We start from the raw sequence: 21367 nt of genomic DNA on the forward strand, positions 1-21367 counted from the left end.
ACCGCATGACCGTGCTGGCCAGCCGGCTCGATCCGACCGGGGCGGACTACCACGCCCACCGCACCGCGATGCTCGCCAAGCTCGCCGACCTGGACGCCGAACACGCCAAGGCGCTGGCCGGCGGCGGCCCCAAGTACGTCGAACGCCACCGGGCGCGCGGCAAGTTGCCGGCCCGGGAGCGGATCGAGCTGCTGCTCGACGAGGACACCCCGTTCCTCGAACTCTCCCCACTGGCCGCCTGGGGGAGCGAATTCCCGGTCGGCGCCGGCCTGGTGACCGGCATCGGCACGGTGGCCGGTACCGAGTGCGTGATCACCGCCAACGACCCGACGGTGCGCGGCGGCGCCAGCAACCCCTGGACGCTGCGGAAATCCCTGCGGGCCAATGAGATCGCGTTCAGCAACCGGCTGCCGGTGATCAGCCTGGTGGAGTCGGGCGGGGCCGATCTGCCCAGCCAGAAGGAGATCTTCATCCCGGGTGGGGCGCTCTTCCGCGACCTCACCCGGCTCTCCGCGGCCGGAATCCCCACCATTGCGGTGGTGTTCGGCAACTCCACCGCCGGTGGGGCCTACGTGCCGGGCATGTCCGACCACACCGTGCTGGTCAAGGAGCGGGCCAAGGTCTTCCTCGGCGGTCCGCCGCTGGTGAAGATGGCCACCGGCGAGGAGAGCGACGACGAGTCGCTGGGCGGGGCCGAGATGCACGCCCGGGTCTCGGGCCTGGCCGACTACTTCGCGGTGGACGAGCCCGACGCGATCCGCCAGGCCCGCCGGATCGTGCACCGGCTGCACTGGCGCAAGGCCGGGCCGGACCTCGACCCGACCGCCGCCCCGCCGCGCTACGACGAGGAGGAGCTGCTCGGCATCGTCCCCGGGGACCTCAAGGTGCCCTTCGATCCGCGCGAGGTGATCGCCCGGATCGTGGACGACTCGGACTTCGACGAGTTCAAGCCGCGCTACGGCGGCAGCCTGGCCACCGGCTGGGCCACCCTGTTCGGCCACCCCGTCGGAATCCTGGCCAACGCGCAGGGCGTGCTGTTCAGCGAGGAGTCGCAGAAAGCCGCGCAGTTCATCCAGTTGGCCAACCAGCGGGACATACCGCTGGTCTTCCTGCACAACACCACCGGCTACATGGTCGGCAAGGAGTACGAGCAGGGCGGCATCATCAAGCACGGTGCGATGATGATCAATGCGGTCTCCAACAGCACCGTCCCGCATCTGTCGGTGCTGATCGGCTCCTCCTACGGGGCCGGGCACTACGGGATGTGCGGGCGGGCCTTCGAACCGCGGTTCCTGTTCGCCTGGCCCAGTGCCAAGTCGGCGGTGATGGGCCCGCAGCAACTCGCCGGCGTGCTCTCGATCGTGGCCCGCCAGTCGGCCGCCGCCAAGGGCCGGTCATACGACGAGGAGGCCGACGCGGCGATCCGCGCGGCGGTGGAGCAGCAGATCGAGGCCGAGTCGCTGCCCGCCTTCCTCTCCGGGCGGCTCTACGACGACGGAGTGATCGATCCGCGCGACACCCGGACCGTACTGGGCCTGTCCCTCTCGGCGATCCACAGCGCACCCGTCCAAGGGGCGCGCGGCTACGGCGTTTTCCGAATGTGACCGATGTGAAGGGCCGTCAGATCATGATCTCCAGCTTGTTGGTCGCCAATCGGGGCGAGATCGCCCGGCGGATCTTCCGCACCTGCCGCGACCTCGGCATCGCCACCATCGCCGTGTACTCCGACCCGGACGCCGACGCCCCGCACGTCCGCGAGGCCGACAGCGCCGTCCGGCTGCCCGGGGCAGCGCCCGGTGACACCTACCTGCGGGCCGATCTGCTGGTGGCGGCGGCGCTCGCGGCCGACGCCGACGCCGTGCATCCCGGCTACGGATTCCTCTCCGAGGACCCGGAGTTCGCCCGCGCCGTCATGGCGGCCGGCCTGACCTGGGTCGGGCCGAGCCCCGAGGCGATCGCCGCGATGGGCTCCAAGACCGCGGCCAAACGGCTGATGGCGGCCGCCGGCGTACCGGTGCTGGCACCCGTCGAACCGGCCGCCGCCACCGAGGCCGACCTGCCGCTACTGGTCAAGGCGGCCGGCGGCGGCGGCGGTCGCGGCATGCGGATCGTCAGCGAACTGGCGGATCTAAATGATCAGTTGGCGATGGCCCGGGCCGAGGCCGCCGCAGCCTTCGGGAACGGCGAGGTCTTCCTGGAGCCCTACCTGCCGACCGGGCGCCACGTCGAGGTGCAGCTGCTGGCCGACGCCCATGGCACCGTCTGGGCGCTCGGCGAGCGCGACTGCTCGCTGCAGCGGCGGCACCAGAAGGTGATCGAGGAGACCCCGGCTCCCGGCCTGGACGCCGAGCTGCGCGCCGAGATGGCCGCCGCCGCCACCACCGCCGCCCGGGCGATCGGCTACACCGGCGCCGGGACCGCCGAGTTCCTGCTGGCCCCCGACGGCCGGTTCTTCTTCCTGGAGATGAACACCCGGCTCCAGGTCGAGCACCCGGTCACCGAGGCGGTCACCGGAGTCGACCTGGTCGCCCTCCAGCTCGCGGTCGCCGAGGGCGAACCACTGCCCGGGCGGGCCCCCGAGCCGCACGGCCACGCCATCGAGGCCCGCCTCTACGCCGAGGACCCGGCGGCCGGCTGGCAGCCGCAGAGCGGTGTCCTGCACCGCTTCGACCTGCCGGCCGGCGACGGGCTCCGGGTGGACTCCGGCGTGGCGGCCGGCAGCACGGTCAGCATCCACTACGACCCGATGCTCGCCAAGGTGATCGCCTGGGCCCCGACCCGGGCCGCCGCCGCCCGCAAGCTCGCCGGAGCACTGGCCCGGGCCCGGATCCACGGGCCGCGCACCAACCGCGACCTGCTGGTCCGGGCGCTGCGCCACCCCGCCTTCCTGGCCGGTCGGGTGGACACCGCCTTCCTCGCCGAACACGCGGCCGACCTGCTGCCGGCCGCCGACAAGGGGGCCCTGCCGCTGGCCGCGCTGGCCGCCGCGCTGGCCGACGCCGCCGGTCGCCGCGGCGCGCTGCCCAGCGGTTGGCGGAACCTGCCCTCGCAGCCCCAGGTCAAGCGCTACCGCGCGTATGACGGCGAGGAGTTGACGGCCCGCTACCGGATCACCCGGGCCGGCCTGCAGGCCGAGGACCACCCGGGCGTGCGCCTGCTGGCAGCCGCGCCGGACCGGGTCGTGCTGGAGCTGGACGGCGTCAGCCGCACCATCGAGGTGGCCGTCCACGGCACCGAGGTGTACCTGGACACCCAGGACCGCTCGCTGGTGCTGACCGCGCTGCCACGCTTCCCGGAACCGGTGGACCAGCAGCTGCCCGGCGCCCTGCTGGCGCCGATGCCGGGGACCGTGATCCGCCTCGGTGCCGCCGCCGGCGAGCGGGTGACGGCAGGCCAACCGCTGCTCTGGCTGGAGGCCATGAAGATGGAGCACCAGGTGGTGGCACCGGTCGACGGCCTGCTCACCGAACTGCGGGCCGCCCGCGGCCAACAGGTCGAACCCGGCGCCCTGCTGGCCGTGGTGGCCCCAGCGGAGTCGTAACCGTCGCCGTCGAGCCCGAGTTGGACCACGTGAGCCACAACGAACCGCCGACCGAACAGGAGAGCCTGCGATGACCAGCACCGAGAGCCCGCTCATCGAAACGCCCGAACGGATCGCGCTGCGCAAGGCGGTCGGCGATCTGGGCCGCCGCTTCGGCGCGAGCTACTTCCAGGCCAAGGCCCGCGCCGGCGAGCAGACCGACGAACTCTGGCGCGAGGCCGGCAAGCTGGGCTTCCTCGGCGTCAACCTGCCCGAGGAGTACGGCGGCGGTGGTGCCGGTGTCTACGAACTGTCCATCGTGCTGGAGGAGTTGGGAACGGTGGGGTGTCCGCTGCTGATGCTGGTGGTCACGCCGGCGATCTGCGGCACCATCCTCGCGCGGTTCGGCACCGATGAGCAGAAGCGCAGCTGGCTGCCCTCGCTGGCCGACGGCAGCCGCCGGATGGCCTTCGCCATCACCGAGCCCGACGCCGGCTCCAACTCGCACCGGCTCAGCACCGTGGCCCACCGGGACGGTGAGGACTGGGTGCTGAACGGGCGCAAGGTGTTCATCTCCGGCCTCGACGGCGCCGACGCGGTGCTGGTGGTGGGCCGTACCGCGGACGCCCGCACCGGCAAGCTCAAGCCGGCCCTTTTCATCACGCCGCTGGACGCCCCCGGCTTCGAGTACCGGCCGATCCCGATGGAACTCGTCTCGCCCGAACGCCAGTTCCAGGTGTTCCTGGACGATGTCCGGCTGCCCGCCGACGCGTTGGTGGGCGATGAGAACGCCGGCCTGCTGCAGCTCTTCGCCGGCCTCAACCCGGAGCGGATCATGACTGCGGCGTTCTCCCTCGGGGTGGCCCGGCAGGCGCTCGACACCGCCGTGGAGTACGCCAAGACCCGCACCGTCTGGGACGCCCCGATCGGCGCCCACCAGGGCCTGGCCCACCCACTCGCGCAGTGCCACATCGAGGTCGAGCTGGCCCGGCTGATGATGCGCAAGGCCGCCCACCTCTATGACGCGGGCGACGACCTGGCCGCCGGCGAGGCCGCCAACATGGCCAAGTACGCCTCCGGCGAGGCCGCCGCCCGGGCCGTGGACCAGGCCGTGCAGACCCTGGGAGGCAACGGCCTCACCCAGGAGTACGGACTGGCCGCCCTGTTGAGCGCCACCCGGGTCGGCCGGGTGGCCCCGGTGAGCCGCGAGATGATCCTCAACTACGTCGCCCAGCACTCCCTCGGCCTGCCCCGCTCCTACTGAGAGCGCGGTACTGAGAAGCCCCGCTCTCAGCGAGGGTGAAAGCGCGTGTGGGCGCCGATCACCGGGGTAGCACCTTCGGCAATCGGCGCCACCGCGGTGCGCGTCGGATCCTCATACCCAGTAGCAGGAGTGGCGATGGCTTTCCGCAGCGAATTTCCCGATGTGCCCCTGGTCGAACTGCCGCTCCACGAGGCCGTACTGGGCGGCGCCGACCGGTTCGGTGACACGCCCGCGCTGATCGACGGCGTCACCGGCGAGAGCCTGAGCTACGCCCAACTGGTCGACGCCGTCGAGCGGGTGGCGTCCGGGCTGGCCGCGGCCGGAGTCGCCGCAGGGGATGTCGTGGCGCTGCACAGCCCCAACTCGATCGCCTACCCGGTCGCGGTCTACGCCGTCAGCCGGGTCGGTGCCGTGCTCACCACCGTCTCCTCACTGGCCACCCCCGGCGAGCTGGCCGACCAGCTGCGGGACAGCCGGGCGCGCTGGATCATCACGGCCGAGGTGCTGCTGCCGGTCTCGCTGGCCGCCACCGCCGACGGCGGCCCCGTGGTGCGCGAGATCCTCCTGCTCGACCTGGCCGCCGGTGCGCCCGGGGCCGGCCACCGCACCCTGGGGGACCTGCCCGCCACCACCCCCGCCCCGGTGCCGGTCATCGACCCGGCCACCGACCTGGCCGCGCTGCCCTACTCCAGCGGCACCACCGGCCTGCCCAAGGGGGTGATGCTCACCCACCAGTCGATCGCCACCAACCTCAACCAGGTGGACGCGGTGCGCCCGGGCCGCCCCGGCGAGCGGCTGCTGGCGATCCTGCCCTACTTCCACATCTACGGCCTGACGATGCTGATGCACCGCCCGTTGCGGAGCGGTGCGACCGTGATCGTGCTGCCGCGGTTCGACCTGGAGCAGTTCCTGACCGCGATCCAGCAGTACCGGGTGGAGGGCCTGCTGGTGGCGCCGCCGGTGGTGCTGGCGCTGGCCAAGCACCCGCTGGTCGACCGGTTCGACCTCACCTCACTGCGCTACGTGCTCAGCGCCGCCGCCCCGCTGGACGCCGAGCTGGCCGCCGTCGCCGCGGCCCGGTTGAAGCTCCCCGCCATCCACCAGGGCTACGGCATGACCGAGCTGTCACCCGCCAGCCACGTCGACCTGCTCGACGACCCGCAGCGGTCGCCCGGCGGTGTCGGCAAACTGATCGCCGGCACCGAGCTGCGGGTGATCAGCACCGACGGCCTGGAGACCGACGCCGGCGTCGGGGTGCCCGGCGAGATCCTGATCCGCGGACCGCAGGTGATGAAGGGTTACCTCGGCCGGCCCGGCGACACCTCCGCGATGATCGACGCGGACGGCTGGCTGCACACCGGCGACATCGGCTACCAGGACGAGAACGGCTATCTGCATGTCATCGATCGAGTGAAGGAACTGATCAAGTACAAGGGCTACCAGGTGGCCCCGGCCGAGCTGGAGGCCCTGCTGCTGACCCACCCGCAGATCGTGGACGCCGCCGTGGTCGGCGTCACCGACGCGGAGGGCACCGAACGGCCCAAGGCCTTCGTGGTGCGGGCGGCGGACAGCGGCCTGACCGAGGCCGAGGTGATGGCCTACGTGGCCGACCGGGTCGCCCCGTACAAGAAGGTCCGTTTCGTCGACTTCCTGAGCGCGGTGCCCAAGTCCGCCAGCGGCAAGATCCTCCGCCGTGAGCTGCGCGGGCGCTGACCGCCCCGAGGCGCTCCCCGGCCACCGTCTGCAAGGATGCGGTGGCCGGGCCCCGATACCCGTGCCGCCGTTGGACCACCGAAGGACCGCACCGTCATGAGCACCGCAGCCCGCATCCCGCAGCAGGACCGCAGCCGAGCCACCCGCCGGCGGCTCCTGGAGGCCGCCGTCGACTGCCTGGCCGAGCTCGGCTGGAACGGCAGCACGGTCACCGTGGTCGCCGAACGCGCCGGCGTCACCAGGGGTGCCGCGCAGCACCACTTCCCGACCCGGGAGGACCTCTTCACCGCCGCCGTGGAGCACGTGGCGGCCGAGCGGCTGGCCGCCCTGCGCGCCGACACCGGGGAGCTGCCGCCCCCCGGCCCGGCCCGCACCGAGGCCGTGGTGGACATGGTGATCCGCCTCTACACCGGCCCGCTGTTCCGCGCCGCCCTGCACCTGTGGGTGGCCGCCGCCACCGAGGAGCCGCTGCGGGCACGGATCGTCGCCCTGGAGAACCGGGTCGGTCGCGAGTCGCACCGCGCCGCCCTCGAGTTCCTCGGCCTCGACGAGCGCACCCCGGGCGTCCGCGAGACCGTGCAGGCCACCCTCGACCTGGCGCGCGGCCTGGGCCTGGCCAACCTGCTCACCGACGACTCCCTGCGCCGCTCCGGGGTGGTCCGGCAGTGGTCGGCGATGCTCCAGGCCGCGGTGGACGCCGCCGTACCGGCGCGGGAGAACTGACCGGAGGTCACCACCGGTCGCCGCCGTGCGGATCAGCAGGCAACCTGGAACCGAGCCGACAAAGCCGAGCCGCCGGGTGGTTGCCGCCGATGGACACACCAGCACCGCACATCGACCCCGCCCGCCTGAACGGCCACCGCCTGGTCCCGCTCGCCACCGCCCTGCTCGACGCCGAGGGCGTGGTGCTGCACTGGAGTGAGGACGCCGAACGGCTGCTCGGTTGGTCGGCGGAGGAGATCGTCGGACAGGTGGCGGCCCCGCTGCTCACCACCGACCGGCTGCGCGGCATGGCGTTGGGCCTGTACGAGCAGGTGCTCGGCGGCCGCCGCTGGTCCGGCGTCTTCCCGGTCCGTCACAAGGACGGCCACGAAGTCCGGCTGGAACTGCACACCTACGGCATCAGCGGACCGGGCGGCCGCCCGCTGGTGCTGGCCACCGGCTCCGACGTGCGGGCCGTGCAGCAGGTCGAGGCCAACCTCGCCGTGCTCGACGGCTTCTTCAGCCAGTCCCCGATCGGGCTGGCGGTCTACGACACCGAGTTGCGCTTCGTCCGGCTCAACGAAGCGCTCGCCCGGTTCAACGGCCTGCCGCTCGCCGACCACCTCGGCCGGCGGATCAACGCCGTGCTGCCCGGCATCAACGCCCTCGAGGTCGAGGCCGTGATGCGCCACGTGCTGGACACCGGCGAGCCCGTGCTGGACGCCCGCTCGCACGGCCGCACCCCGGGCGACCCCGGCCACGACCACGCCTGGTCGGCCTCCTACTTCCGGCTCGCCGACCCGGCGGGGCGGGTGCTCGGGGTCAGCTCCTCGATCATCGACGTCACCGAGCGGTTCCAGGCCGAGGCCCGCGCCGCCCGCGCCCAGGAGCGGCTCACCCTGCTGGCCGAGGCCACCGCCCGGATCGGCACCACGCTCGACATGCAGCGCACCGCCGAGGAACTGGTCGCCGCGGTCATCCCGCGGTTCGCCGACTTCGCCACCGTCGACCTGCTCGACCCGATCCTGCAGGGCGAGGAACCAGCGGTGCTGGCACCCGACCAGGGCGTACTGCTGCGCGCGGTGGCGGCCGGCGAGGCGTTCGAGGACGCCCTCACGGCCGCCGCCGACGCGATCGGCGAGACCACCGCCTACGAATCCAGCCGGATGTACACCAAGAGCCTGCGCAGCGGCCGAACGCTCTACGTCCCCCACATGGACGAGCAGAAGCTGCGGACCATCGCAGGACGCCAGGAGCGGGTGGAGCCCGCGCTCGCCGCCGGCCTGCACTCCTACCTGCTGGTCCCGCTGCTCGCCCGCGGCATGGTGCTCGGTGGCGCCGAGTTCATCCGCTCCCGCAACCCGGAGCCGTTCGGCGAGGCCGACGTGGCGCTGGCCGAGGAACTGGTCGCCCGCACCGCCGTCAGCATCGACAACGCCCGTCTCTACCGGCGCGAGCGGGACACCGCGCTCACCCTGCAGCGCAGCCTGCTGCCGCAGGAGATCCACCGCACCCTCGGCCTGGAGATCGCCTACCGCTACCTGCCGAGCAGCGTGGTCAGCGAGGTCGGCGGCGACTGGTTCGACGTGGTGCCGCTCTCCTGCGGACGGGTCGCACTGGTGGTCGGCGATGTGATGGGCCACGGCATCAGGGCCGCGGCCACCATGGGCCAGCTGCGAACCGTCGCCCGCACCCTGGCCACCCTGGACATGCCGCCCGCCCAGGTGCTGGCCCGGCTGGACGAGACCGCGAACGGGATCGGCGAAGGTCAGTTCGCCACCTGCGTCTGCGCGGTCTACGACCCGGTGGACCGCAGCTGCACGGTGGCCAGCGCCGGACACCTCCCGCCCGTGGTGCTGGGTCCATCGGGGGACGCCCGAGTGCTGGACACCCCGCCCGGGGTGCCGCTCGGGGTCGGTGGCCCGGTGTTCGAGAACACCGAGTTCAGGCTGCCCGAGGGCGGCATCCTGGCGCTCTACACCGACGGCCTGGTGGAACGCCGCGACGCCGACATCGACGAGGGCATCGAGCTGCTGCGCGCCACCCTGGCCGAGCGCGGCCGCACCCTGGAGGCGCACAGTGACGCCGTCATCTCGGCGCTGGTCCGCGACGGCACCGAGGACGACGTGGCGATGATCATGGCCCGGGCGCTCCCGCTGCCCCGGGACCGGATCGCCACCCTGCCGCTGACCGGCGAGGGCCCGATCCCGGCCGCGGCCCGCCGGTTCACCCGCTCCACGCTGACCTCGTGGAACCTGACCCCGCTGGCCGACTTCGCCGAGCTGCTGGTCAGCGAGCTGGTCACCAACGCCCTGGTGCACGGCGGCGAGCCGCTGCGGCTGCGGCTCTTCCGGGACCGCACGCTCACCCTGGCGGTCGGCGACACCGGACGCCAGCAGCCCCGGCTGCGCCCGGCCGGTTCGGAGGACGAGGGAGGGCGGGGAATGTACCTGGTCAATGAGTTGGCCCACCGCTGGGGCAGCAGGCCGACCAAGGACGGCAAGGTGGTCTGGGCCGAGCTTGAACTGCCGCTCGGCAGCTGACCGGCGCCCGTCACCGGACGGGCGGCAGCGGGGCCGCGCCCGGCGGGGCCGCGCCCCCCGTGCCGCCGGCCGGCGCGCAGCCGTTCGGCGCAGCAGGCCACTGCCGCCTCCCGGCGCCGCGGGCCCGGATCAGCTCTGGTTGTAGAACCCGCTGTCGTCCAGCGGCCGGTCGATCACCATCACCTCGACCTCCGGCGGGGTGAGCAGGAAGACCCGGCGGGCGATCCGCTCGATCCCGCCCTGGGTGCCGAACACCAGCCCGGAGGCGAAGTCGACCATCCGCTTGGCCTCGGCGTCGTCCATCTCCGTCACGTCCATCACCACGGGGGTGCCGGACCGCACGTGCTCGCCGACGGTGCGGGCCGACTCGAACCCGGTCGGCTTCACGGAGACGATCCGCGCCGGGTTGGGCAGTGCCGGAATGGTGTCGGCAGTGCCCCAGTCGTCCTCCTCGTACACCGCAGCCGGGTAGCTACCGGACGGCATCAGCCACCCGTTGTGGTGCTCGTCGCGAAGTGCTCCCATGCCGCGCCTCCCTGTCCTGATCCCCGGTCGGTTCCGTGTGCGGCACGACCAGCTGACGCGTCATCCACCCGTCGGAACTGTCCGAGTATCGCACTGATCACCGCATTGGCGCCCGCCCTGGCGCGCCGTCGGACTCGTGGTGCATGCCGATGGCACACACCGCCCTTACTGAGAGCGGACGCCGCAGGTCGGTGGAGGGTTCCCGGGCCGGGACCAACATCACCCGAATGGCAGAGCAGTCACCGGGGATTGTGCCCGGGTCACTCCTCGGCTCACTCCCCGGTGGTGCCGTCCACCGCCTCCCGCAGCAGGTCCGCGTGCCCGTTGTGACGGGCGTACTCCTCGATCATGTGCACCTGGATCCAGCGCAGCGTCACGTCCTCGCCGCGGCGCTGCCGCCGACCCACGGTCTCCAACGGGAGCCCGGCCACTGCCTGCTCCGCCAGCTCGATCTGCCGCCGCCAGGTGGCGAAGGCCTCCTGCGGATCGGCGGCGTCCGCCTCGTTGAAGTCGCCGTCCTGGTCAGTCTCGCAGTACAGCGTGGTGGTGTCGCCGCCGAGCAGCACCACCTGGTACCAGTAGTGCTCCACCTCGGCGAGGTGGCGCACCAGACCGAGCAGGCTCAGCGAGGACGGCGCCACCGAACGCTGCTTCAGCTGCTCCGCCGTCAGGCCGGCGCACTTGACGGCCAGCGTCTTGCGGTGGAAGTCCAGCCAGGCGGCGAGCATGGCCGCCTCGTCGGCGACCATCGGCGGATCCAGGCGTTCCACACCGGTCTCGGTCATGCCGCCATCCTGGCGCACCGGGGTCGCCCGGGGCGACCGATTTCCGCCGGATAGCCTTCCGGTGAACCGATCACGCCTGAGGAGCACCCCATGTCACGGCCCGTCACCCTGGTCACCGGCGGCAGCCGCGGCATCGGCGCGGCCCTCTGCCGGCGCCTCGCCGCCGACGGCCACGACCTCGCGATCGGCTACCGGCAGCACCGACGGGCCGCCGACCAGGTCGCCGAGCAGGCGCGCGCCGCCGGGGCCACGGCCGTCGCACTGCGGCTCGACACCGCCGTCGAGGCCGATGTCGAACGGTTCTTCGACCGGGCGCTGGAGCGGCTCGGCCCGGCCACCGGACTGGTCAACAACGCCGCCGTCACCAGCCCGCGCGGGCCCCTCGCCGACCTGCGCACCGACGACCTGCGCCGGGTGGTGGACGTCAACCTGGTCGGCTACCTGCTCTGCGCCCGCCGCGCGGCCCGGGACTTCGGCGCCGGCGGGGCCATCGTGAACGTCTCTTCGGCCGCCGCCACCCTGGGCAGCCCCGGGGAGTACGTGCACTACGCCGCGACCAAGGCCGCCGTCGACGCGCTCACCGTCGGGCTCGCCAAGGAGCTCGGCCCCACCGGCGTCCGGGTCAACGCCGTGGCCCCCGGCACCACCGACACCGAGTTCCACGCACTCGGCGGCGAACCCGGCCGCGCTGCCCGGGTCGCGCCCGCCGTGCCGCTGCGCCGCCCCGGTCGCCCGGAGGAGATCGCCGCCGCCATCGCCTGGCTGCTCTCCCCGGACGCCTCCTACACCACCGGTGCCATCCTGCGCGTGGCGGGCGGTCTGTGAGGCGGTATCAGGCCGGCGCGGCCCGTCGCCGGCCGCGCCACAGCGCGGCGAGGCTGAGCGCACCGAGCACCAGGATCACCGCCGTGGAGGCCAGGAACGCCGGCGAGCCGGGCGTTCCCGCCGAGGCGCCCGCCACGGCGTAGGCGGCGGTGGCGGGCAGCACCCCGAGCGCCGTCCCCGCCAGGTACGGCCCGAGCCGCACCCCGCACACCGCCGCGCCCAGGTTGACCGCCTGGAACGGCACCCCCGGTACCAGGCGCAGCACCAGCACGGTGCGGAACCCCTGCTCGGTGAGCTGCCGGTCGAGCGCGCCCAGCGCCCGGCCGCGCAGCAGCGGGCGCAGCGCCCGCCGGCCGAGGCCCCGTCCCAGCCCGAACGCCAGGGCCGCCCCCAGCGTGGTGCCCAGCACCGCCACCGGAGCGCCCCAGCGGGCGCCGAACAGCACCCCGGCGGCCACGCTCAGCGCGGGCTTGGGCAGGAACGCCAGCGTGCCCAACGCGAACAGCAGCACGAACGCCGGGGCCCGCCAGAGGGCCGGCACCGCGCCGACCACCGTGCGCGGGTCCCAGAACACCGCGGACCCGGCCGCCGCCGCCAGGATGAGCACCAGCAGCACGGGCCGGGTCCAGCGGGAGCGCGGCAGGCGGCTCGGCGGGGCGGAATCAGGCACCCGCCGAGCCTCTCACAACGGCGCGGCTACCTGCGGACGGGGGCGCAGCGGTGGCCTTCGACGTGGCGCGGCAGTTCGGCGAAGCCGGACTCCCGGCGGTCGCGGTCGGCCGTGCACAGGACGACGAAATCGCTGTGCTTGTGGCGGATCTCGAAGTCGCCGTAGACGGGGCCGCGCCGGGGTAGGTCGCCGCGGGCGACCTCGCAGTCGCCGAAGCCGTCCCAGCGCTCCGATCCGTCGGCTCTGAGGTTGTCGCAGGTGTAGGCGCGGACGTGCTCGCCGTCGTCCGCTACGGCCACGGTGGCGGGCGCGATCAGTGCGGCGGCGCTTGCGGCCACCAGCAAGGCTCGGACGCACACCGCTGTGCGTCGGGTGATGCTCATGAGGATTCAGTGCCTCTCTGTACTCGCGGGGAGGGCCGGGGGAATCCGGCTGGCTCACCGTCCCCCGGGGCGATGCGGCGCAAGTCCCCGCTGATCGATTACCACTCGAACAGCCCTTGCCGCCTCAGACCCCCGCCCGCTCCTGGGCCCGCAGTCGGTCGGCGTCCGCCGCCCCGGCGCCCGAACGCAGCGCCCCCGCCGCCGCCACCAGCACCATCACCAGCGCCGTCACCAGCGCGAATGAGACCCGCAGCGAACTGCCCTGCGCGACGCCGCCCACGATCGCCGGCGCCACCAGCCCCGAGGTGTAGGTGACGGTGGCCACGCCCGCGATCGCCTGGCTCGGGTTGGGGCCGGCGTGGCCGGCCGCCGCGAAGGCGAGCGGGACCACCACCGCGATGCCGATGCCGATCAGTGCGAACCCGGGGATCGCCAGGGCGGGGCCGGTCGCGGCGACCACCAGCACCCCGCCCGCCGCGGCCACCGCGCCGCCCGTTCGGACCGCGCGCACCGGTCCGAGCCGCCGCACCGCCGCGTCACCGGCCAGCCGCGCGGCGGCCATGGTGCAGGCGAACGCGGTGTAGGCCATCGCCGCCGTGCCCGGCGCCGCATGGGTCACGTCGCGCAGGTAGACGCCCGACCAGTCCATGCCGGCCCCCTCGGCGAACACCGCGCAGAACCCGACCAGGCCGATCACCAGCGCCGATCGTGGCGGCAGGGAGAACCGCGGCGGCGCCTCGGCCTCCGGTTCCGGCCGTACGTCCAGCACCCGGCTGCAGGCCTGCTGCCCGACCAGCAGGAGCACCAGGGCGGCCGGCAGCAGGTGCGCACGGGGTCCGAGGTGCTGACGGGCCGCCAGCGCGCCGCCGGCGGCGGCGATCAGGCCGCCGAAGCTCCACATCCCGTGCAACCCGGACATGATGGCCCGGCCCATGCGTCGCTCCACCTCGACGCCGATGGCGTTCATGGTGACGTCGGCCGTGCCGGCGGCGGCGCCGTAGACCGCGAGGGCAAGGCAGAGCCAGGGGAGTCCGGGCGCCAGCGCGGGCGGGACGAGCGACAGGCACCAGAACGCCAGCAGTAGCCGCAGCGCGGCCTTGGAGCCCAGCCGGTGGGTGATCCGGCCGGCCAGCGGCATCGCCAGCGAGGCGCCGAGCGCGGGCATCACCAGCGCCAGGCCCAGTTGCCCCGCCGACAGGTGCAGCTGGGCCTGCAACGCCGGGATCCGGCTGGCGAAGGTGCCCGCCACCGCGCCGTGGACGGCGAAGACGGCGGCGGTCCCCGCTCTGGCCCGGCGCAGCGGGCGGGGGCTGGGTGGCATGACTGGTTCCTCCCGGTGCCGTGGACGATGCTGCCGATTGACAAGACGCAGGGGACGTCAGAGCCGTCAGAGCTCCAAGAACCGCAAGAACCGCAAGAGCTACCGGAGTTGCGGGAGCTGCCTCGCAAGAGCTGCCGGAGTTGCGGTAGCTGCCGAGTAAACTATCAGGGAGGGAACCTGATAGATAGGTCTGGAAGGATGCCATGCCATGACCACCGTGCGCACGGCCACCCCGAGCACCGCCCGTGCGATCAACGACCGGCTGGCGCTGGACCTGCTCCTGACCCACGGGCCGCTCACCGCCACCGAGTTGCGCACGCTCACCGGTCTCTCCCGACCCACCGTCGCCGATCTGCTGGAACGTCTACAACACGGCGGCCTGGTCGGCATCGTCGGCGAGCGCGGCGAGCAGCGCCGCGGGCCCAACGCCAGGGTCTACGGCCTGCGCGCCGACCGCGCCCACCTGGCCGGCATCGATGTCCGCACGGTCGGCGTCACCCTCACCGTCGCGGACCTGACCGGCCGCACCCTCGCCACCGCCGCGCTCCCGGTGGGCCCCGCGGGACCGCCGCCCCCCGGCTTCGCCCGGCTGGTGCTGCGCACCCTGCTCGACACCGCCCGGCAGGCCGGCGCGCGCGAACTGCACACCGTCGCCGTCGGTGCCCCCGGCCTGGTCGATCCGGCCACCGGGCAGCTCCGGTCCAGCAGCCGACTCCCCTCGTGGCACGCCGAGTTGGTCGCCGAACTGCGAGCCGGTCTGAGCTGCGAGGTGATCCTGGAGAACGAGGTCAACCTGGCCGGCATCGCCGAGCACCGCCTCGGCGCCGCCACCGACCGGGACACCTTCGTGCTGTTCTGGCTCGGGCACGGCACCGGTGCCGCCGTGGTCCTCGACGGCAAACTGCGCCGCGGTTCCTCCGGTGGCACCGGCGAGATCGGGTTCCTCCCGGTGCCCGGCACCGGCGGCCTGCCCGACCGCTCCACCTGCGACGGCGGATTCCACAGCCTCGCCGGCAGCGCGGCCGTCTGCGAGCTGGCCCGCAGGCACGGCCTCCCCGTCCCAGGTGACGGCGCGGACGACGCACCCGCCGCCGAGGCCGTGATGCTGGCCGCGCTGGCGGCCGGCCCCGCCGGTGAACCGTTCCTGGACGAGCTGGCCGAGCGGGTGGCGATCGGCGCGGCGGCGGTGTGCGTGATCCTCGACCCGGGATGCGTGGTGCTCGGCGGCGAGACCGGCCGGGCCGGCGGCGCGGCGCTCGCGGACCGGGTGGCCGCCCGACTGGCCCGCCTCTCCCCGTTCCGCACCGAGGTCCGCGCGGGCACCGCGGGCGGCGGCGCGATCCTCAGCGGCGCCGTGCTGACGGCCTGCGACACCGTCCAGCGCGACCTCTTCGGCGGGCTCTGACCCGGCCGGGCAAGCGGCGGTCTGTTCGGGGGCTCCGACCCGGCCGGGGGAATGCGGCAGGATGGGAGCGTGCTGACCAGCCGAACGAGGGGAGCGAGCGCCATGGGCCAACAGGGCCGGTCGGTCAACAACTACCGCATCGGTGAGGCCGCCGCGATGCTCGGGGTGAGCTCCGACACCATGCGCCGCTGGGTGGACGCCGGCCGGGTCGCCGCCGAGCGGGACGAGCAGGGTCACCGCATCATCCCCGGGGAGCCGCTGGCCGCCTTCGCCCGGGAGCTGGCCAGGGCCGGTGCGGCCGAGGCGGAGGGCCGTCCGCCGTCCTCCGCGCGCAACCGGTTCCCGGGGATCGTCACGCAGGTGGTGCTCGGTGACGTGGCGGCCCAGGTGGAGATCCAGGCGGGCCCGTTCCGCGTGGTCTCACTGATCAGCCGGGACTCGGCCGAGGAACTGGAGCTGGTTCCAGGGGCACCCGCGACCGCGGTCATCAAGTCGACCAATGTGATGATCGAACGCAGCTGACCGCCCGCACTCCGCCTGACCCGCCGTCGCCACCGAGGGAGCGCCCGATGACTGACGCCCTGCCACCCGTCGACCGCCCCGACCGGCCGCTCGCCGTCGCCCACCGCGGCGACCCGTACCGCTACCGGGAGAACACCCTCCCGTCGCTGGCCTCCGCGCTGGCCGCCGGCGCCGACGCCGTCGAGGTGGACGTCCAGCTCACCCGCGACAAGGTGCCGGTGCTGCTGCACGACCCCACGCTGAAGCGGCTCTGGGACCTGGACCGGCCGGTCTCCGCGCTGACCAGCAGCCAACTCGCCGCCCAGGAGTTCCAGGGCGGCCGGCGAGTGCCCACCCTGAGCGAGGCGCTCAAGCTGATCGCCGGGACGCCGACCGCCCGGCTGCTGATCGACCTGGACGATCCCGGGCCGGCCAAGGCGACCTGGGCGGTGGTCACCGAGCTGGGCGCCGAGTCGCAGGTGGCCTTCTGCGGGCCGGTGGCCGCCATGTTCGCGGTGCGGGAGCTGGCCCCCGAGGCGCCCATAGCTCTCACCTGGAAGCGGCCCGAGCTGCCGGTGCCGGCCCTGCTGGCCGACCTGCGCCCGCGCCACCTCAACCCGCCCTTCGGCCTGGTGACCGAGGAGCTGGTGGCCCGCGCGGGCGACGCCGGACTGCTGGTCAGCACCTGGACGGTCGACCTGCGCCGCACCATGCGCCGGATGCTCGCCCTCGGCGTGGCCTCGCTCACCACCAACCGGATCGCCGTGGCGCGCGCCGAGCTCGACGCCCACCCCCGCCGGCGGCGGCTCGGGTGACCGAGCCGCCGTTCGACCGCAGGGCCCTGAACCGGGCCCTGCTCGCCCGCCAACACCTGCTGGCACCAGCCGGGTCGACGCCGACCGAGCTGATCGACCAACTCGTCGGCCTGCAGGCCCAGGCGGCCGACCCGCCGTACTACGGCCTCTGGAGCCGGCTGCCCGCGTTCCGGCCCGAGCAGCTGAGCGAGCTGGTGGCCCGGCGCCAAGTGGTCCGGCTCGGCCTCCAGCGCGCCACCATCCACCTGGTGACCGCCGCCGACTGCCTGCGGCTGCGCCCGCTCTTCCAGCCGGTGCTCGACCAGGCGTTGAGCGGCGCTCGCGGCCGGTTGCTGGCCGGCCTGGACCTCGACGCGGTGACCGCACGGGGCCGGGCGCTGGTCGAGGAGCGACCGCGCACCTTCCAGGAGCTGGGCGTCCTGCTGGCCGCCGACTTCCCGGACCGGGACCCCGCCGCCCTGGCCCAGGTGATCCGGGCGCGGCTGGCCCTGGTGCAGGTGCCGCCGCGCGGCCTGTGGCGGACCGGCGGGGCGGCGGCCCACACCACGGCCGAGCGGTGGCTGGGCCGCGACCTCGACCCGGTGGCCGATCCCGCGGCGGCCCGAGAGGAGCTGCTGCTGCGCTACCTGGCGGCGTTCGGGCCCGCCACCATCGCCGACCTGCAGAAGTGGTCCGGCCTCACCCGGTGGACCGCGGTGGTCAAGCGACTGCGCGAGCGCCTCGTGGAGTTCCGCGACGAGCAGGGGCGGGCGCTGTACGACCTGCCCGAGGCACCGCGCCCGGAGCCGGCCACCACCGCACCCGTGCGCCTGGTGGCCCCGTTCGACAACCTGCTGCTCTCGCACGCCGACCGCACCCGGGTGCTGCCCGAGGCCTTCCGCAGCCGCGTGATGACGGCCAACGGCATCGTGCTGGGCACCATCCTGGTCGACGGCTTCGTCGCCGGGACCTGGCGACTCGACCGGGACCAGGAGGCGGCGACCGCGGTGCTGCGGCCGTTCGGCGCGCTGAGCCGATCCGCCCGCGCGGCGGCCGCCACCGAGGCCGAGCGACTGCTCGGCTTCGCCGCACCGGAGGCCGAACGCCGCCGGCTGCGGGTCGAGAGGGCGGACTGAACCACCGCGACGATCAGCCACCCAGTACAGTCGGCGCTGTGGAATTCGGAACAGACATCCTCGGGGAGCCGTACGAGGCGGCCGAACTGACGCTGCGCCCCGACACCGAGGGCCCGGTCGGCGCCACCCTGGTCCGCCGGCTGGCCCCGCAACCCGCGGACCCGGCGGCCCCGCGCCGGGCCGTGCTCTATGTGCACGGGTATGTCGACTACTTCTTCCAGACCCACCTGGCCGACCACTTCGTCGCGCTCGGCTACTCCTTCTACGCCCTCGACCTGCGCAAGTACGGGCGCTCGCTGCGGCCCCACCAGTCGCCCAACTACGTGCGCGACCTCACCGAGTACGACGAGGAGATCGACGCGGCCGTCCAGGTCATCCGCGAGCAGGACGGCCACACCGAGCTGCTGGTGAACGGCCACTCCACCGGCGGCCTGGTCACCGCGCTGTGGGCGTCCCGTCGAGCCGGCCGCGGCCTGCTCGACGGGCTCTTCCTGAACAGCCCGTTCCTCTCCATGCCCGCCGCCGCGGCCGTGCGCGCCCTCGGCGCCCCTGCCGTCGGCGCCCTCGGGCGGCTGGCCGCCAACCGCACGCTGCCCAGCGCCCTCAACCCGCACTACGTGCACAGCCTGCACCGCGACCACCGCGGCGAGTGGGACTTCGACCTCACCCTCAAGCCCGCCGAAGGCTTCCCGCTCTACGCCGGCTGGCTCGCCGCCGTCCAGCGCGGCCACCGCGAGGTGCGCCGGGGCCTGCACATCGACGTGCCCGTGCTGCTGATGGCCTCCACCGAGAGCATCTCCACCAGCCGCTGGGACCCGGCCCTGCACCACCGCGACGCCGTGCTGCGCGCCGACGACATCGCCGCGCTCGGCCCGCGCCTGGGCCGGCACGTCACGGTGATCCGGATCGCTGGCGGCATGCACGACCTGGTGCTCTCCGGGCCCACCGCCCGCACCCAGGTCTTCGCCGAACTGGACCGCTGGCTGAAGGCCTACCAGTGACCGAGCCCCGCCCCATATCGCGCCACACCGCCTTCGGCACCGCCAAGTTGATGCCCGACCTGGACTGCGAGGGCGGCTGGCTGCTCACCCTGGACGACACCCCGCAGTCCTATGTGAACCTGTCCGACCCCACGCACCTGGAATTCGAGTACACCCGCCGCCTCGGCCACCTCGCCGACGTGCTGGCGCCCGAGGCCGAACCACTGGCCGCACTGCACCTGGGCGGCGGCGCCCTCACCCTGCCCCGCTACCTGGCCGCCACCCGCCCCGGCTCGCGCCAACTCGCCGTCGAGGCCGACGGACCGCTGGTCGAGCTGGTCGCCGAAGTGCTGCCGTGGACCGGCCTGGGCATCGAGGCGGTGGTCGGTGACGCCCGCGAGCGGCTCGCCCACGTGGCGCCGGCATCCTGGGACTTGGTGGTGACTGATGTCTTCCGGGGGTCGCGCACCCCGGCCCACCTGACCTCCGTCGAGTTCGTCCGGCTCGCCGCCGCCGCGCTGCGCCCGGGCGGCGCCTACGCGGCCAACCTCGCCGACGGCGCTCCGCTGGCCTTCGCCGCCGCCCAGGCCGCGACGGTCCGTGCGGTCTTCCCGCACAGCTGTCTGGTCGCCGAGCCGTCGGTGCTGCGCGGGCGGCGGTTCGGCAATCTGCTGCTGATCGGCTCGGACCAGCCGCTGCCGGTCGAGGCGCTGGCCCGCCGGCTCGCCGCCGATCCGTTCCCGGCCCGCCTGGTCGACGGCGCCGACCTGCGGCGGCTGGTCGGCACCGCGGCACCGGTCACCGACGCCGGGGCCCGCCCCTCGCCGCCGCCACCCAAGGGCGCGTTCAGCATCGAGTGACGGCCACCCGGCAACGCCGCCGGCCTGGCCTGCCGGCATGCCTCCTCCGGTCACCCTCAGGTCGACAGGACCGGTCCCTGGTGCAGTTGGAGCCGGGCCGTGGAGGTGTCGGGGATCGCCGCGACCTCGCTGTCCACGAACTGGCCGACCCAGCTCTTCGGCATCGCGGCGCCGTGGTTGTGCACCACGTTGCCGGAGTACTGGCCGCCGGCCTCGGTCGGGAAGTCGGCTGCGGTGAAGCCGTCGAAGCGGGCGAAGCTGGAGACCGTCGTCGAGCCGTCGAGGTCGAGGATGTTGCCGGTCAGCACTGCCGCCGGGTCGCTGCCGCTGGTCGCCAGGCCCGGCCCGAAGGCGATCGCCGTGCTGTTGGTCAGCGCCCGGAAGTAGTTGCCGATCGCCTGCAGGCCGCGGCCGTGGCAAGCCACCGGGAGTGCGCGGATCAGGTCGAAGTAGCAGCCGTCCAGCCGCAGCGTCCACGGGCGGCCCGCGAGACCGTAGTTGATGTGGTTGGTGCCCTCCGCCGAGGAAAAGTGACTCTCCATCACGATCCAGCCGCCGGCGCCGGCCAGGACGGGGCCGAACTGCGCGCCGTGGTTGTGACCGTTGACCTGGCAGCCCACCATCTGCCCGTCGGTGCTGCCGCCGCCGGGATAGGCGGTGGACAGGCCGTCGGCGAGCAGGAAGGTGCCGGCGCCGTAGGAGGAGCAGAACAGCAGCCGGCCGTTGACCGAGAAGACGTTGTCGGTGCCCGAGGAGAGGAACCGGACGAAGCCGCCGTCGCCCTGGCCGCCGGTCGGATAGCCGTTGAAACCGGGCGGATCGCAGTAGAGGTCACGGCAGTTGCGGAAGGTGACGTCAGAGGTGTCGACCACGCCGGCTGCCCAGAAGCCGGTGATCCCGACCCCGGCCGGGGTGGTGCCGAGGAACCCGAGGCCGTCGATGACCAGGCCGTGCGGGTTCGTGGCGACCGCGGCGCCGTTGCCGCTGCTGCCGATCGAGAGCAGGGTCCGGGTGTCCGCCGTGAGCGGCGCGAGCACCGAACCGGTGAGTGAGGCGGTGGCCGGGGCGTCGGCCGCGCTCAGGCAGCTCTGGCCCTGGAGCGCGGCCACGCCACCGGGCACGGTCAGCCCGGAGGTGCGGTAGCAGCCTCCCGCCGCGGGCGGGAAGGTGACGAGGGATCCGGGAGTCTTGCCGGCCGCGTCCAGCGCGCTCTGGATCGCCGCGGTGTCGTCGGTGGTGCCGTCGCCGACCGCGCCGTACGCCGCCACGTTGAAGACCGTCGGTGGCGTGGCACGACCGGTCGGCGCCGCCGCGGCTGACCCGCCCGGGGTGGCGGCGGCCAGCACGCCGCTGCCTGCGGCAGCGAGCCAGAGCGCGGTCCGTCGGCTGGGACTACTGGGCACGGGGCGTCACCTTCACCTGGGTCGAGGGGCCTGGCGC

Annotated in this window: 19 protein-coding genes; 13 read left to right on the top strand and 6 right to left on the bottom strand. The window is 73.9% G+C overall.

Annotation, left to right across the window (positions count from 1 at the left end; all coding sequences use genetic code 11):
* Positions 1–5 precede the first annotated feature (5 nt).
* The 6 genes from LN042_RS13780 (at position 6) to LN042_RS13805 (ending at position 9742) form a co-directional block, all read left to right on the top strand.
* On the top strand, positions 6–1604 hold the full coding sequence (locus LN042_RS13780; RefSeq protein ID WP_230051468.1) for an acyl-CoA carboxylase subunit beta: 1599 nt from the start codon (positions 6–8) through the stop codon (positions 1602–1604).
* Between the two features lie 23 nt (positions 1605–1627).
* Complete coding sequence (locus LN042_RS13785; protein ID WP_230051469.1) at positions 1628–3541, top strand: ATP-binding protein; 1914 nt, start codon at positions 1628–1630, stop codon at positions 3539–3541.
* 70 nt (positions 3542–3611) lie between these two features.
* On the top strand, positions 3612–4784 hold the full coding sequence (locus tag LN042_RS13790; protein ID WP_230051470.1) for an acyl-CoA dehydrogenase family protein: 1173 nt from the start codon (positions 3612–3614) through the stop codon (positions 4782–4784).
* Positions 4785–4919: 135 nt separating this feature from the next.
* The gene (locus LN042_RS13795; RefSeq protein ID WP_230051471.1) at positions 4920–6497 is read left to right on the top strand and encodes an AMP-binding protein; all 1578 of its coding nucleotides are present in this window, start codon (positions 4920–4922) and stop codon (positions 6495–6497) included.
* A gap of 96 nt (positions 6498–6593) precedes the next feature.
* Entirely contained in the window at positions 6594–7220 is a 627-nt protein-coding gene (locus tag LN042_RS13800) for a TetR/AcrR family transcriptional regulator (RefSeq protein ID WP_230051472.1), read from the top strand.
* An 89-nt stretch (positions 7221–7309) separates the two neighbouring features.
* Positions 7310–9742 carry a SpoIIE family protein phosphatase gene (locus LN042_RS13805; RefSeq protein ID WP_230051473.1) on the top strand — a complete coding sequence of 811 codons (2433 nt, stop codon included), beginning with the start codon at positions 7310–7312 and terminating at the stop codon, positions 9740–9742.
* A gap of 129 nt (positions 9743–9871) precedes the next feature.
* Here the strand turns inward: LN042_RS13805 and LN042_RS13810 are convergent, their stop codons facing one another.
* Entirely contained in the window at positions 9872–10267 is a 396-nt protein-coding gene (locus LN042_RS13810; protein ID WP_230051474.1) for a cell division protein SepF, read from the bottom strand.
* A gap of 272 nt (positions 10268–10539) precedes the next feature.
* Positions 10540–11052, bottom strand: a complete 513-nt coding sequence (locus LN042_RS13815; protein WP_230051475.1) for a DinB family protein — start codon at positions 11050–11052, stop codon at positions 10540–10542.
* Between the two features lie 90 nt (positions 11053–11142).
* Between LN042_RS13815 and LN042_RS13820 the strand changes: the two genes are divergently transcribed.
* Positions 11143–11877, top strand: a complete 735-nt coding sequence (locus LN042_RS13820) for an SDR family oxidoreductase (RefSeq protein WP_230051476.1) — start codon at positions 11143–11145, stop codon at positions 11875–11877.
* A 7-nt stretch (positions 11878–11884) separates the two neighbouring features.
* On the opposite strand, the gene LN042_RS13825 is transcribed toward LN042_RS13820, so the two are convergent.
* The 3 genes from LN042_RS13825 to LN042_RS13835 form a co-directional block, all read right to left on the bottom strand.
* A complete protein-coding gene (locus tag LN042_RS13825) occupies positions 11885–12547 on the bottom strand; it encodes a TVP38/TMEM64 family protein (protein WP_230051477.1) in 663 nt (220 codons plus the stop codon).
* A gap of 26 nt (positions 12548–12573) precedes the next feature.
* Positions 12574–12930, bottom strand: a complete 357-nt coding sequence (locus LN042_RS13830; protein WP_230051478.1) for a hypothetical protein — start codon at positions 12928–12930, stop codon at positions 12574–12576.
* A gap of 124 nt (positions 12931–13054) precedes the next feature.
* The gene (locus LN042_RS13835) at positions 13055–14251 is read right to left on the bottom strand and encodes an MFS transporter (protein WP_230051479.1); all 1197 of its coding nucleotides are present in this window, start codon (positions 14249–14251) and stop codon (positions 13055–13057) included.
* Between the two features lie 208 nt (positions 14252–14459).
* Between LN042_RS13835 and LN042_RS13840 the strand changes: the two genes are divergently transcribed.
* The 6 genes from LN042_RS13840 (at position 14460) to LN042_RS13865 (ending at position 19927) form a co-directional block, all read left to right on the top strand.
* Positions 14460–15656, top strand: a complete 1197-nt coding sequence (locus LN042_RS13840; RefSeq protein WP_230051480.1) for an ROK family transcriptional regulator — start codon at positions 14460–14462, stop codon at positions 15654–15656.
* A 102-nt stretch (positions 15657–15758) separates the two neighbouring features.
* Complete coding sequence (locus LN042_RS13845; RefSeq protein ID WP_230051481.1) at positions 15759–16178, top strand: TOBE domain-containing protein; 420 nt, start codon at positions 15759–15761, stop codon at positions 16176–16178.
* Between the two features lie 47 nt (positions 16179–16225).
* Positions 16226–16972, top strand: coding sequence for a glycerophosphodiester phosphodiesterase (locus LN042_RS13850; RefSeq protein ID WP_230051482.1), 747 nt, complete (start codon positions 16226–16228; stop codon positions 16970–16972).
* Positions 16969–18087: a winged helix DNA-binding domain-containing protein gene (locus LN042_RS13855; protein WP_230051483.1), complete on the top strand. Its 1119-nt coding sequence runs from the start codon at positions 16969–16971 to the stop codon at positions 18085–18087. The genes LN042_RS13850 and LN042_RS13855 overlap by 4 nt, the downstream gene beginning before the upstream one ends.
* A 38-nt stretch (positions 18088–18125) precedes the next feature.
* On the top strand, positions 18126–19088 hold the full coding sequence (locus LN042_RS13860) for an alpha/beta hydrolase (RefSeq protein ID WP_230051484.1): 963 nt from the start codon (positions 18126–18128) through the stop codon (positions 19086–19088).
* On the top strand, positions 19085–19927 hold the full coding sequence (locus LN042_RS13865) for a spermidine synthase (RefSeq protein ID WP_230051485.1): 843 nt from the start codon (positions 19085–19087) through the stop codon (positions 19925–19927). Before LN042_RS13860 ends, LN042_RS13865 begins: the two co-directional genes overlap by 4 nt.
* Positions 19928–19983: 56 nt before the next feature.
* Here the strand turns inward: LN042_RS13865 and LN042_RS13870 are convergent, their stop codons facing one another.
* Positions 19984–21330: a glycosyl hydrolase family 28-related protein gene (locus LN042_RS13870; protein WP_230051486.1), complete on the bottom strand. Its 1347-nt coding sequence runs from the start codon at positions 21328–21330 to the stop codon at positions 19984–19986.
* Between the last annotated feature and the right edge of the window lie 37 nt (positions 21331–21367).

Origin of the sequence: Kitasatospora humi, from assembly GCF_020907985.1 — a bacterium.
In the GTDB taxonomy this organism is placed as follows: domain Bacteria; phylum Actinomycetota; class Actinomycetes; order Streptomycetales; family Streptomycetaceae; genus Kitasatospora; species Kitasatospora humi.